This window comes from Acidimicrobiales bacterium (assembly GCA_036491125.1).
In the GTDB taxonomy this organism is placed as follows: Bacteria; Actinomycetota; Acidimicrobiia; order Acidimicrobiales; family AC-9; genus AC-9.
The window spans coordinates 1-13,594 of sequence record DASXCO010000191.1 but is presented as its reverse complement, the minus strand read 5'-3'; the positions used below and the strand labels follow the sequence as shown (position 1 = coordinate 13,594).

At 69.8% G+C, this 13,594-nt stretch carries 11 protein-coding genes and 1 tRNA gene; 8 read left to right on the top strand and 4 right to left on the bottom strand.

Annotated features, from left to right (window positions below):
* Window positions 1–651 (bottom strand): S1C family serine protease (locus tag VGF64_15465; protein HEY1636161.1); only part of this gene is annotated, 651 nt, incomplete at its 3' end.
* A gap of 64 nt (window positions 652–715) precedes the next feature.
* On the opposite strand from VGF64_15465, the gene VGF64_15460 reads away from it, so the two are divergent.
* The 3 genes from VGF64_15460 to VGF64_15450 are packed head-to-tail and all read left to right on the top strand — an operon-like array spanning window position 716 to window position 2,414.
* A complete protein-coding gene (locus tag VGF64_15460; GenBank protein HEY1636160.1) occupies window positions 716–1,192 on the top strand; it encodes a molybdenum cofactor biosynthesis protein MoaE in 477 nt (158 codons plus the stop codon).
* A gap of 30 nt (window positions 1,193–1,222) precedes the next feature.
* Window positions 1,223–1,417 (top strand): hypothetical protein, encoded by a 195-nt coding sequence (locus VGF64_15455; GenBank protein ID HEY1636159.1) that lies wholly within the window; start codon window positions 1,223–1,225, stop codon window positions 1,415–1,417.
* On the top strand, window positions 1,410–2,414 hold the full coding sequence (locus VGF64_15450; GenBank protein HEY1636158.1) for a rod shape-determining protein: 1,005 nt from the start codon (window positions 1,410–1,412) through the stop codon (window positions 2,412–2,414). Before VGF64_15455 ends, VGF64_15450 begins: the two co-directional genes overlap by 8 nt.
* Window positions 2,415–2,439: 25 nt before the next feature.
* Here VGF64_15450 and VGF64_15445 read toward each other — a convergent pair whose 3' ends face one another.
* Window positions 2,440–3,060 (bottom strand): HEAT repeat domain-containing protein, encoded by a 621-nt coding sequence (locus VGF64_15445; GenBank protein HEY1636157.1) that lies wholly within the window; start codon window positions 3,058–3,060, stop codon window positions 2,440–2,442.
* Window positions 3,053–3,313, bottom strand: coding sequence for a hypothetical protein (locus tag VGF64_15440; protein ID HEY1636156.1), 261 nt, complete (start codon window positions 3,311–3,313; stop codon window positions 3,053–3,055). The genes VGF64_15445 and VGF64_15440 overlap by 8 nt, the downstream gene beginning before the upstream one ends.
* 695 nt (window positions 3,314–4,008) lie before the next feature.
* Here VGF64_15440 and VGF64_15435 point away from each other — a divergent pair.
* The 5 genes from VGF64_15435 (at window position 4,009) to VGF64_15415 (ending at window position 13,290) form a co-directional block, all read left to right on the top strand.
* A complete protein-coding gene (locus VGF64_15435) occupies window positions 4,009–5,025 on the top strand; it encodes a S16 family serine protease (protein ID HEY1636155.1) in 1,017 nt (338 codons plus the stop codon).
* Window positions 5,026–5,030: 5 nt separating this feature from the next.
* Window positions 5,031–7,667: an ATP-binding protein gene (locus VGF64_15430; protein HEY1636154.1), complete on the top strand. Its 2,637-nt coding sequence runs from the start codon at window positions 5,031–5,033 to the stop codon at window positions 7,665–7,667.
* Between the two features lie 57 nt (window positions 7,668–7,724).
* Complete coding sequence (locus VGF64_15425; protein ID HEY1636153.1) at window positions 7,725–10,160, top strand: DivIVA domain-containing protein; 2,436 nt, start codon at window positions 7,725–7,727, stop codon at window positions 10,158–10,160.
* A gap of 9 nt (window positions 10,161–10,169) precedes the next feature.
* Window positions 10,170–13,178, top strand: coding sequence for a UPF0182 family protein (locus tag VGF64_15420; GenBank protein HEY1636152.1), 3,009 nt, complete (start codon window positions 10,170–10,172; stop codon window positions 13,176–13,178).
* Between the two features lie 35 nt (window positions 13,179–13,213).
* Window positions 13,214–13,290, top strand: a tRNA-Met gene (locus VGF64_15415).
* 13 nt (window positions 13,291–13,303) lie between these two features.
* On the opposite strand, the gene VGF64_15410 is transcribed toward VGF64_15415, so the two are convergent.
* Window positions 13,304–13,594 (bottom strand): site-specific integrase (locus VGF64_15410; GenBank protein ID HEY1636151.1); only part of this gene is annotated, 291 nt, incomplete at its 5' end.

Below are 13,594 nucleotides of genomic sequence, written 5' to 3'. Positions count from 1 at the left end.
CAGCTGATGACCCACCCGGAGGACGGCGACGCCATCGTCGGCGTCCTCGCCCACGACCGAGGCCGCCTCCTGCTGGCCGCTGGACGTGATCACGCTGATGCCCATTGCCCCGGCGAGCAGTCGGGCCACGGTGAGGATCATCCCATCGCTGCGAAAGACCAGACCCGACCCGCGCACGTGGCCCTTTGCGGTGGCCACGCTCACGCCGACGATCGCCGGCGACACCTTCGCCACCATTCCCATCAGGGTGGGACCGGCGCTGATGGCGGTGTGGCTCTGAGCTGGCTGACTGCCTGACGAGGGCACGATGGCGGCCGCTGTCGTCACGGGGGTACCCGTCTGGCCGCCGCTGCCACCCGTGCTGGCGGTCCTGGCCGGGCCGAGCCAGTTCACACCCGTGACGACGCCCGTGGCCACCAGCGCGCCGCCCACCACACCGCCCAGCAGGGCTCGCGTCCAGAGACGACCTCCGGATTGACGCCACCACCGGGCCGGGACGCCCCGACTGCCCGTGGGCTGGGTGCCCGAGCTCCGGAGCTCGGACGGGTGTCGCCACAGCCGGTCATCCGGCGGGAGCCACGGGCGGCTGGGCGGGTCCTCCGACGCTGGACCGTCGTGATCGTCGTCGAAGTCCCCGCTCTCGACGGTCATCAATCCGAGAATATCGATGAGATGCCCCCAAGAGGCATCGCCACCCCCCCGTGGGCCGTAGCATATGGGTGTGAAACCCCCGCCGAGTGGCGATGATTGGGTGGCCCTGACGGCCGACCGACTTCCCCTGGAGGCGGCGCTGGAGTGGGCCGTGCGACCTGAGTGTGGCGCGGTCGTCAATTTCGTAGGAACCGTGCGCGACCACGCCGAGGGCCGTCCCGGGGTGACCGGCATCGAGTACGAGGCCTATGCCGAGCAGGTCGAGCCCCGGCTGGGCGCCGTCGCCAGAGCCGCTCGGGACCGTTGGGACGGTCTCGGCCGCGTCGTGCTGATTCACCGAGTGGGAACGCTTGCCGTCACCGAGGCGTCGGTGCTGGTGGTGACGTCGACCCCCCATCGGGCCGAGGCGTTCGCCGCTGCGAGGTTCTGCATCGATACGCTCAAGGCGACGGTCCCAATCTGGAAGCGTGAGAGTTGGTCGGGAGGTGTCGAGTGGGGCTCCGACGCATGTGATGTCGTCGGGGTGGCGGAGCGGGCCTGAGAACGGTGGGGGAGCAGGAGCAGTGGTGACGTGACCAACCTGTTGTATGTGGCGGTGCCGGTGATACTGGTGCTGCTCGTGTCGTTCGTCATCGCCGCCCGTGGCCGGCGGCCCACGTCGGTGGAATCCGGTGTCGAGGAGTTCTCTCGGGGCCTGCAAGCCCTGGCCCCCGAGGATGTAGGGTCACGCAAGGCAAGACGGCATCGGAGGGCGTGGCCTGGCTAGGGACCTTGCCATCGATCTCGGGACGGCGAACACCCTCGTCATCAGCCGCGGGCGGGGCATCGTGATGAACGAGCCCACGGTCATCGCCCTGAACTCGAGGACCCAGGATGTGCTGGCCATGGGCCACGAGGCGTGGAACATGATCGGGCGCACGCCGGGCTACATCGTCGCCGTGCGCCCGCTCCGACAGGGTGCCATCACCGATTTCGACATCACTCAGCGCATGCTGCGGCTGCTGCTCCACCGCGCCGGGACCTCTCGGTTCAACCGTCCGCGCGTGCTGATCTGCGTGCCCTCCGCCATCACGGCCGTCGAGCGCCGAGCCGTCGAGGAGGCGACCAAGCGAGCCGGAGCGGCCGGCGCGTACCTCATCGAGCAGCCGATGGCTGCCGCCATAGGTGCGGGCCTGCCGATCCACGAGCCGGTCGGGAACATGGTCGTCGACATCGGCGGAGGTACCACCGAGACCGCGGTGATCGCCCTGGGGGGCATCGTGTCCCTGCAAGCCATCCGCGTCGGCAGCTTCGACATCGACGCCGCCATCCAGACCTACATCCGCCGGGAGTATGGCATCGCCGTCGGCGAACATACCGCCGAGGAGATCAAGATGGCGATCGGATCGGCGTGCCCGATGGAGGAGGAGATCAAGGCCGAGGTGCGGGGGAGGGACCTCATGTCCGGGCTTCCGAAGACGGTCATCCTCTCGGCGAACGAGGTCCGCCAGGCCACCGAGGAGCCCGTGGGAGCGATCGCCGAGTCGGTGCTGCGGTGTCTCGGCCAGGCCCCGCCCGAGCTGGCGCAGGATCTGATCCTCCAGGGCATCCACCTCGTCGGCGGTGGTGGCCTGCTGCAGGGCATGAGCCGGCGACTCAGCGACGAGACGGCGCTGCCGGTCCATCTCGTGGACACGCCCCTCGAGACGGTCGTCCTGGGGGCCGGGCGGTGTCTCGACTCCTTCGACTCGCTGAAGGCGATGTTCATCAGCTCGGAACGCTGACCGAGCGTTCAACGGTCCCCCTGGGTCACCGCCCGGTGGACTCGTCGAGCAGGTCTTCCGCCGCTTGGCGCACCTGCCAGTCACGATCCTGTCGGGCCCGCTCGAGAGCGGCGTCGACGGCGGAGCCCTGGAAGGGCGCCAGGGCGATGACGGCTCGCCGGCGGACCGTGGGACGATCGTCCTGGGCAGCCAGGATGGCGTGAAGCCCCCGATCGTCGCCGATGGCACCCAGGGCGGCGACGGCGGCCTCGCGACAGAGCGGGTCGTCGTGCTCGGTCGCGACTCGGGCCAGGGTGGCTATGACCCCGGCATCCCTGCGCTCGCCAACCGCCCACGCCGCGGCCTCGACGACAAGGGGTTCGGGATCGGCGAGCAGCGGCTGCAAGTCGACCGCGGGGAGCCCGACGCTGAGCTCGCATGCTCGTCGGCGGACCTCTGGTGCCGAGTCGGCGAGCGCGCTCGCGAGCTCGCTCGGCGCCAACCGGTGCATGCGCGCCAGGGCGCCGAGTGATGCTGCACGGACTCGTGGCGCCGCGTCGGTCAGGCGGGCCCGGGCGGCGTCCTCGTCACCGGCGTGACCGGCGAGCGTGACCTGCCGACGCAGCCGCGCCTCGGCCAGACCGACGTCGCCGTCGCCGTCAACCATGCCCGAGCGCGATGATCATGAAGGCAAGCCCGGCGACGACTCCCGCGCCGACCACACCGACCGTCACGGCCAGCCCCACGAGCAGGACGAGTGAGGACACGCCCTGGTCGGGGTGAGCTCTCACTGGCGAGGGCCAGAGCTGCGCCAACCGGCCCAGCGCCCCGCCCGCCACCCGGCCGTTCGCCCGAATGGGCGCAAGGGATTGTGACTCGAACTGGGACGGGGCGGGTCCCGCCGACGAGGGCGCCGTCACCGGCTCGAGCGGCGCCGGCGGGGGTCCAACCGGTGTCGGGTCCGTTGGGGGCGCGGGCGCGCGTACCCCAGACTCTGGAGCAGATAGCGTCGGCGGTGGTGGCAGAGGTCCGGCGACTGGCTCGAACGAGGTCGCCGTTGGCGCTGTGTCTCCCGGCCCGGCTTCCACCGAGGCCGTCTCCGTCTCGGCCTCCGCGGCTGGGTCAGCTTCTGGCTCTGCATCAGCCTCGGCCTCCGCCGGCGCCGACTCCCCACTGGGTCCGGCTCCATCGGCACCCTCTCCCGCGTCCGAGCGGGCGACGCCCTCGCTCGGATCTGGTCCCGGGCTGATTGATTCTCCTCGATCCGGGTACCTGGGATGGTCGTCCGACGCCTCGCCCTGGGGTGCGGCCTCATCGTGGCCCGCCCCCGCCGGTGGGGCGCCCCCGCCGGGGCGGTTCTCACTGCTCTTGGCCGAGTCCTGATCGAAGAGAGGAGTCATGGGGAGCTCAGCTCGCCGGCTGCGGCGGCAGGGCCTCCGTTCCGTGGCAGGCTGATGTGATCGACGGCGACGGAGCAGGTTCCCGCCGGAGGCCCAGAGTAGAGGGGCACAAACCCGACTTGAGCACTATCGATCCGATGGTACAACCAGGCCCCTCGCCGTCTGGGTCCGAACCTCGTCGACGCCGACGCTGGCTCCGATGGGTCATCGCCGTCGTGGTCCTGCTGGTGGCCGCCGCGGTCGCCGGCACCACGATCAAGCTCAACTACTACGCCTTGGCTCCAGGCTCGGCCGTCGCGGTCGGCAACCTGATCAAGGTCCCGCCCGACAAGAGCCACACCGTTCCGGGCCAGGTCTTCCTGACGACCGTGTCCCTGAGCCAGGTCCGGGCCATCGACTACCTGCCCGACAAGCTGAGCTCCGACGTGTCGGTGGTCCCTGCCGCGGAGGTGCTCGGCTCCACTCCGCCGAGCCAGCTGCAGGTGCAGAACACCCTGGAAATGGACGACTCCAAGCAGGCGGCTCAGGTGGCCGCGCTCCGCCGCCTCAACTACCCCGTACCGGAGAGCGATGCCGGCGCCGTGGTCGCCGAGGTCCAGAGCGGGGCGCCGGCGGCCGGCAAGCTGCAGATCGGCGAGACCATCACCGCCATCGACGGCCGACCGACGCCCACCGCTGATCAGGCCGTGGCGATCACCCACGCTCTGCACCCCGGCGATGTCGCGCACCTGACCGTGGAGCCCGGAGGGGGCGCCCCGACTCGTGACGTGATCCTCACTCTCGGTGGTCGCCAGCAGCAGGGCCAACAGGTGGCGTACATGGGCGTCGCCCTGTCCACCCACGCCCAGTACAACTTCCCCTTCCCGATCACGATCAACTCCGAGGGAATCGGTGGGCCCTCGGCCGGCCTGGCCTACACGTTGGGGATCATCCAGGCGCTCACTCCTGACGACCTCACCGGGGGGCAGAAGATCTCCGCCACGGGCACGATCGACCCCACCGGACAGGTGGGCGACGTCGGAGGCGTCGCTCAGAAGACCGTCGCCGTCCGCAACGCCGGCGCCACCTTGTTCTTGGTGCCCCCGCCCGAGTACAAGGTGGCAATGCAACATGCGGGGAGTCACCTCAAGGTGGTCTCCGTGGCGTCGTTGGACCAGGCGCTGGCCGCCTTGAGCAGCCACGGTGGCAACACCCGCGACCTTCCTCCGCCACCGACGGGAGAGACGGCATAGGAGCCATGGGTTCCGTACCCGCGCAGTTCGAGTTCGCCGCCCAGTTCGCCATCTTTCTCGTGGCCGCTGCCGGGGTGGCCCTCGTACTGCTCAGAGCAGAGCTGCTGAGCCGGTCGCCGTGGGCCCGAGCCGCGCTCGGGGTGGGTTTCGCGGCCTTGGCAACTGGCGCCTTCCTGACGGGGTCCCTGCTGGTCCAGCCGGCTACCAGCTCGGTCGTCGGCGGGCTGCAGGGGGCCGGCCTGATCCTGATCCTCATCGGCTCCCTGCGGTGGCGGGCGGGCGACGCGTCCCAGGCACTCGTGTGGCTGGGCGTCGGGTTGGCGGGGGCTGCCATCGTGCTGCAAGGCACCTCGGCCCGGGTGGCCGACGGCCTCCTCGCCGCCGGAGCCTTGAGCCTGGGCGTCGCCCTGGTAGCGGCCAGCCGCCAGGCCATCGCCGCCCGGGTGGCTGCCACCGCTGCTGCGACCCTCCTCGTCCTCGTCTTCATCCTCTCTCTGGCCCTGTCCCAGGTCGTCTCCTCGACCGTGCGGAACGACGCCGTGCGTCGTCTCGACGGACGCGCCTCTTCCGGGGCCACCCTGACGTCGAGCAGCCCGGAGCAGTTGCGAGGTGAGGCCGTTCTCGTGGGTTCCTCCGTGCGGGCCTCCATCAACGCCCGCTCCGACTGCGTCCTGGCCGACCAGACGGTCGTCACCAGCTGTGTGCGCGATGCCCTGTCGGCGATCTCTGCCTCCGCCGTGCCTGCCGGGGTCGAGGTGGCGTGGGTGCAGCCCGGCAGTGGGGTCGTGGCGTCGTCGGCCAACCTCGGCGCGGCCCTCGGTCCCGGCGCGGCTGCCGCCTTGCCGGGCTCTCCGGCCGTGGCCCAGGCTGTCGCCGCCCAGCTCTCGACGGGCACGGCGGCTGTCGTGGGAGGCCAAGCCATCGCCGTGGGCGCGTATCCCGACGTGGTCATCGCCCGCGGACCCGGTCTACCGGGCACGGCGCGGGTGATGGGTGTGGCGATCGCCGTTCGCGTCCTCGATCGCGGCTACCTGGAACAGCTGCGGGTGGACGATCCCACCCTCTCGTTGGCCCTGGTCGGGCCTACCAGCGTGCTCAGCAGCGCCGGAGGCTGGAACCCGGAATACGGCACGCTGCAGGGTGTCGCCGCTCAGGTGCTCTCCGGCAGCGGTGCGGTCACGTCGGCCACTGTTCAAGGCCGCTTCGTCGCCGGCCAGTCGGTGGCCGCCAGCGACAACAGGCCGGTCATGGCGTTCCTCTCGTCCACCCCGACGACGGTGGTCGATCAGACACAGAACGACCTCTTCCGCACGCTGTTCATCATCGCCCTGGGTGGCACACTTCTCGCTCTGTTGCTGGCGTCGCTGGTTGGAGACCGAGTGGGCTCGGACCTGCGGCGGCTCACCACCGCCGCTGAGTCCATCCGCCGTGGCGACGTCGACGTCAAGGCCAGGGTCCGCTCGGAGGACGAGGTGGGAAGATTAGGAGCGGCGTTCGACTCGATGGCCTCGTCCATCGACGAGAAGGCGACGGCTCTGCGCGACGCGGCCCAGGACGAGACTCGTCTCCGCGGTCGGCTCGAGGCCGTGGTGGCGGGAATGGGCGAAGCGCTCGTCGCCGTCGACTCGGCCGGCAGGATCACTGACTTCAACCAGGCTGCCGAGGAGCTGGTCCTCGTCAGCGACAGCGCGGCTCGCGGCCGGCCCGTGGCGGACGTGATCACCCTGGTCGGAGAAGACGGTGCCGATCTCACCGCCTACCTACGGCGACCGCCAGACCAACGATGGAGCACGCAGTGCTGGCTCCAGCTGGGAGAGCGGGGGCTGGTGCCGGTGGCGGTATCCGCCGGGGCGCTCCGGGGTCAGGGACCGGGCGGTGGCGGCGCCGTCTTCGTGCTCCGCGACCTGCGCCGGGAGCACGAGGTCGAGCGGATGAAGACAGAGTTCCTGTCCCGGGTCGGCCACGAGCTGCGCACGCCGCTCACCGGCATCATGGGGTTCAGCGACCTCATGGCTCGTAAGACGGTCCCACCCAATCAGGCTCGGGTCTGGCACGGAGAGATCCTCGAGCAGTCGAAGCGCCTCCTGAGAGTGGTGGAGCGGCTCGAGTTCTTCGCCTCCGCCGGCGCCGGCCGGCTCCGGCTGCGGCCCGACTGGGTGGACATCCGGGTGCTGATCGACGACGTCGTCTCCGTGTGGGAGACGAGGCTCCAGGATCCGTGGCTCATCAGTCGACGGGTCGAGCGAGATCTCGACCCCGTTGTGGCCGATCGCCGCTGGGTCCGATTGGCGATCGACGAGCTGGTCGACAACGCCGTGAAGTTCTCACCCGACGGTGGGGAGGTCGTTGTCACGGCCCGGACGGTCCGCGGGGGTCGGGTGCTCGAGATCTCGGTGACCGATCACGGCAAGGGCATGTCCGAGCAGGAAGCGACGGTGGCCTTCGGCGAGTTCGTACAGGGCGACAGCTCGGACACCCGTCAATTCGGAGGCCTCGGGCTGGGGTTGTCGCTGGTCCAGAGAGTCGTCGAGGGGCACGGCGGGAGCGTGGCGTGGGAGTCCTACCCGGGACGCGGCTCCAAGTTCTCGCTGCTCCTGCCGATCACCGCCCGCCAGGAGAGCACGGTCGCGGCGGCGGACTGAGCGATGGCAGGCCGAACGACATAGCAGGGGCCGGGCCGGTCGGCATAGGCTCCGTCAATGCAGGAAGGCCATCGCACCTCGATCAACTCGGCATCGTTGTCTGCTGACGAGGTCGCTCGGCGGAGCTTTCCCACGGTGAGGAAGGGCTTCGACCCGACCGACGTCCGGATGTTCCTGGACAGTGTCGCCGAGCAGCTCCAAACCCTCCACGACCGCGAGGACGATCTGCGGCACCGGCTTGCCCGGGCCGAGCAGCAGGCGGCCCATCCGGAGATGGACGAAGCCACGCTGACGTCGGCCCTCGGTCAGGAGACGACGCGCGTCCTGCGCAGCGCCCACGACGCCGCGGGGGACATGAAAGCCCGAGCGGAGGAGGGCGCCACGCAGGTGATCCACCTGGCCCACGAGGAGGCGGCGCGCATCCGGGCCGAGGGCGAGCGAGCGGCGGCGGACCGGGCCAGCGAGGCCGAGGTCACCGCGGCCAGGATCCGCAGCGGCGCCGCGGCCGAGGCCGACTCGGTGATCGAGGCCGCCCGCCACGAGGCGCAGGCCACGGTGGCGGGAGTCCAGGAGGACTGCCGGGGGATGGTCCGGGAGGCCCAGGAGGTGCGGGCCCGAGTGCTCGCCGACCTGGTTCGCCGCCGCCGCGCCCTCTACGGCCAGGTCGAGCAGTTGCGGGGCGGTCGGCAGAACCTGGTGGAGGCGCTGCGGGAGGCTCGGCGGTCGTTCGACCACATCCTGGAGACCCTCCAGCGCGACTTCGATCCGGGTGGCGTGGCGCAACCGCCGGCCGACGAAGATCTCGCCGACGCGGAGCGCGTCGTTGCTCCCAGGCGCGAGCCTCCGCGCAGCTCCGGCCCCGGCGATGCCGGTCGTGGCGCGCCCGACCGGGCAGCCGCCTCCGCCGAGAGGGCCGGACCGGGCCCACCGCCCACGACCATCGGAGTCATAAGCGGGCAGCCGCCGGCGAGCGGGCAGGTCCCGGGCAGCGCCGTTTCGAGGCCCCCACCGCGCCAGCAACAGTCGGCGCCCTCGCGCCCGGCGACGCCCGACCAACCCGCACCGACGCCGGAGACTGGAGACACCTCGTCGTCATCCACGGGTGAGGACGCAGGAGCAGCCGAGAGGGGCGAGCGGGGAGCCCGCCCCGACGCCGACGAGCATGCCATCGGACGGCGCCGTTCGGGCTTTCGGATCATCCGACGGCCCCGACACGCTCCACCCGCCGAGACACCGGGACGGGACGCCAGTCCTGCGGAGACGACAACGCCGGAGGCGCCACCAGATGACGAGGCGGTTCGGATCCTCGCCTCCCCCCCGCTCACTGCTACGCGCTCTGATGCAGAGTCCGGCGAGCCCCATGCAGCCGCCGGCGGAGGGTCAGCGCTGGGAGCGACGGAGCCGCCGAGTCCGACACCCACGGCTCGTGCTCGAGGGCGCTCCGGTGGGCGCCACCGCGCCCCCGGCTCGTCAGCGGTCGACGAACTGTTCGCCAAGGTGAAGGCCGGCCGCTCGCCGTCGGCAGCGAGGGGCCGTCAGCAGGTGGCTGACCGGGAGGGAGCCGAGCCGCCCTCCGCCGAGGAGACGACCGAGCTCGAGGAGCTGCCCCAGACGGAGGAGCAGCCCCAGGCCGAGGTGAAGCCCCAGGCCGTTGAGCAGCCCCAGGCCGAGGTGAAGCCCCAGGCGGAGGTAAAGCCCGACCTCGACGAGAAGACGGAGACGTCGCCGGACCCGGACCCCGAGACGGGAGAGCAGGCCGAGGCGGAGACCGAGGCCAAGGAGGAGTCCGAGGACGATCGGGGCGCGACCGTGGAGGTGTCGTTCCTGCGACGGCGCGACGACGCAATCGGTCCCATCACCGTGGCGCTGTCACGCAGGCTCAAGCGTGCCCTTCAGGACGATCAGAACGACCTGCTGGACCGGTTGCGCAGCCGCGGCACGGGTGAGCTCCTCGACATCCTGCCTTCGGTCTCCGACCACGAGGAGCACTTCCAGCGGGCGGGCGTCGAGGCGCTCGAGCGGGCGGAGAGCGCCGGCACCTCGTTCCTACGGGAGGGCAGGGAGAGCGACGGAAGGACGAACGGCAGCGCCGGCGGGGAGAAAGGATCCCTCGTACTCGCGGGCGAGTTGGCGAGGGCGATCACCGATCCCCTGCGCCGGCGCCTCGAGCGGTCCCTCGGTGACGCAGCCGATCCGGACGACACCAGCCTGATCGACCACGTGGGCGCGGCGTACAGAGAGTGGAAGGGCCCCCGCATCGAGCGGGTGGCTGGAGACCACGTCGTTGCCGCCTTCTCCCGGGGCGAGGTGGGTGTCGCCCGAGAAGGGTCGGCGCTGCGCTGGATCGTGGACGACGGGGACGAGCGGTGCCCCGATTGCGACGACAACGCCCTGGCAGGACCCTTGCCCCGGGGCGAGCGGTATCCGACGGGCCAGACCCACCCGCCGGCGCACAGCGGCTGCCGCTGTCTCCTCGCCCCTCCGCCGGCGTAGGCTCCCGGGGTGCGTTCCCCTCAGGACGTGCCGCGGCGAAGTCGCGGCATCACGCGCGGGCGTATCTGGATCGTCGTCGGGATCATCCTCTTCTTCCTGCTGCTGACGTCGCTCCGGGGCATCGCCGTCTTCTACACCGACTACCTGTGGTTCAGCTCGGTCCACCTGACCAGCGTGTGGAAGGGGGTCCTCGGGACCAAGATCGGCCTGGGGGTGGTGTTCGTCGCCATCTTCTTCGCCGGCATGTGGGCGAGCCTGGCCATCGCCGATCGGATCGCCCTCAACTTCAGCCCCCTCGGACCCGAGGACGAGCTGGTGCGCCGCTATCGGAACGCCGTCAGGCCCCGCGCCCGGCTCGTCCGCACAATCGCCGCCATCATCCTTGCCCTGCTCGTCGGAACCGGGGCGTCGGGCCAGTGGCACAACTGGATCCTCTTTCGCAACGCCGTTCCCTTCGGGGTGCAGGACCCGCAGTTCCACATGGACGTCGGGTTCTACGTCTTCAAGCTGCCGTTCCTCTCCTTCCTCGTCGGGTGGACCTTCCTCGCCCTGGCGGTGATCCTCGTCATCACCGTCGTCGCCCACTATCTGAACGGAGGCATCCGTTTCCAGGGTCCGGGGCAACGGGTCAACCCGTTGGTGAAGGTTCACATCTCGGTCCTGCTGGCCCTGATCGCCCTCGTCAAGGCGGCGGGCTACTTCCTCCAGCGCTACGAGCTCACCGCGTCCACCCGGGGCTTCGTCCAGGGCGCCACCTACACCGATGTCCACGCCCAGCTGCCCGCGCTGACCCTGCTCATCTTCATCTCGCTGGCCGCCTTCGGCATCTTCCTCGTGAACATCCGCCGGCGGGGCTGGGTCCTGCCGGTCATCGGCGTCGGGCTGTGGGCGTTCATCTCGCTCGTCGTGGGGGCCATCTATCCGGCGTTCATCCAGACGTTCAAGGTGCAGCCGGCCCAGAACACCCTGGAGCGGCCCTACATCACCCGGAACATCAACGCCACGCGGCAGGCGATGGGAATCAACAATGTCCAGTACCCCATCCCCTTCTCCTACTCGCAGAACCTCACGCCTCCCGAGCTGGCGGCCGACCTGCCGACGCTTTCCAGCGTGCGCCTGTGGGACCCCAACTTCGCCGTCACCACCTTCGAGAAGCTCCAGGACATCCGCTCCTACTACCTGTTCAACGAGCTCGCCCTCGACCGGTACACCCTCGACGGACAGAACACGCCAGTGATCGCCGCCGTGCGCCAGCTGAACGGGGGCCAGCTTCCCTCCACGTCCTGGGTGAACTCGCACCTCCAGTTCACCCACGGCTATGGGGCCGTGCTGTCGCAGGCCAACCTGGCCAACGCCGACGGCAATCCGTCGTTCGCCATCCAGGACGTCCCGCCGACCTCCTCGAACGGGGCTCCGGTGCTCACCCAGCCGTCCGTGTACTTCGGCCTGAACAACCCCGGCTATGTGATCGCCGACACCAAGCAGCCGGAGATCGACTTCCAGAAGCCGAACGGCGCCAACCAGGAGAGCACCTATCACGGCACCGGCGGAGTCGAAGCCGGTTCGATCTTCCGCCGGGCGGCCTTCGCGCTGCGCTTCGCCGATATCAACCCGCTCATCTCCGGTCAGGTGACGAGCCACTCCCGGGTGATGTTCGTCCGCGACATCAGGGATCTCGTCAACAAGGCGGCGCCCTTCCTCCAGTACGACGCCGATCCCTATCCCGTGTTGCTGAACGGTCGCATCTACTGGATCCAGGACGCCTACACGACCACCGACCGTTACCCGAACGCGCAGACCGCGAACGTGTCCGCGGTGAACGGCGCCAGCGGGCTCAACTCGAGCTTCAACTATGTGCGCAACTCGGTGAAGGTGCTGATCGACGCCTACAACGGGTCGATGACCTTCTACCAGATGGATCCTCACGATCCGCTGGCCAACGCTTACGGTAAGGCCTTCCCGCACCTGTTCACACCGGCGAAGGACATGAGCCCCGAGCTGCGGGCACACCTGCGCTACCCAGAGGACATCTTCACCGTGCAGTCCGCCATGTTCGGCCGCTACCACATCACCAACGCCAACCAGTTCTATGCCGCCGGGGACGCGTGGGACCTGTCCCAGGACCCCGGATCGGGTTCGCCGTCAGCCGCTCTGCAGACGACGGCGACGACGAACGCCCAGGGCTTCCAGGTGGGCCCCAGCCGGGCCAAGCGCATGGCGCCGATCTACCAGCTGACGCGCCTCCCTGGTCAGTCGCAGATGAGCTTCAACCTCCTCGAGCCCTTCGTTCCCGTGTCGCAGAACGACCAGCAGCAGAACCTGACTGGCTTCATGGTCGCCAATTCGGATCCCGACCATTACGGGCAGCTCCAGGCGTACGTGACGCCCAGAGGTCAGCAGATCGACGGCCCAGCCCTGATCGACGCGCGCATCAGCGCAGTGACGTCGATCTCTCAACAGATCAGCCTTCTGAACCAACAGGGGTCACAGGTCCTGCTCGGCAACGTGCTCATGATCCCGATCGACCAGTCGTTGCTCTACATCCGGCCCCTCTACGTCCAGTCGTCGCGCAACCCCCTGCCCGAGTTCAAGAAGATCATCGTCGTGTACGGCAACCAGGCGGCCATGGAGGACAACCTCAACCAAGCCCTGACGGATCTCTTCGGGTCGCCGGTGCCGGGTCTTCCGTCCACCTCTGCGGCGGGTGCGGCGGCGCCACCGACCACCGTCACTCCCTCGCCCGGTCCCGGCGTGTCGTCGACGGTCTCCCAGCTGCTGACCCAGGCCCAGGCCGCCTACACGCAGGCCCAGAACGACCTCAAGGCCGGCGACCTCGGCAAGTACCAGACCGACATCAACCAGGCCGGCAACCTGCTCAACCAGGCGGCACAGGCGGCGGCTGCCTCCGGCGGGTCGTCGCCGACCCCGCCCTCGACCACCGCACCGCCGCCCGCCGCTCCGGCGCCGACGACAGGCTCGACCAACTCCGCCCTGGCAAGACCGCCAGGTCCCGGCTGACCGGTCTCGCGACGCTGCTATCCTGAAGGACGCGACGCGGGGTGGAGCAGTCTGGTAGCTCGTCGGGCTCATAACCCGAAGGTCGTAGGTTCAAATCCTACCCCCGCCACCAAGAAATGCGCAGTTCAGACCCGGTGCAGAGGCACCGGGTCGCTGCTTTTCAGGACCCCGGTCGCCTCGGATTCCACCGATTTTTCCACCGAGTCGCCGATGAGCTCACCGAAGAGTCGCGCCGCGTCGGCGCCCATGCCGGGGATGACGTGCTGGTAGACCGACATCGTGAAGCTGGGTGTCGAGTGGCCGAGGCGTTCGCTGACGACCTTCACCGGCACGCCGGCCGCCAGGAGGAGGCTGGCGTGAGTGTGGCGGAGGTCGTGTAGACGGATCACCGGCAGCCCTGACCGCGCCACCGCCCG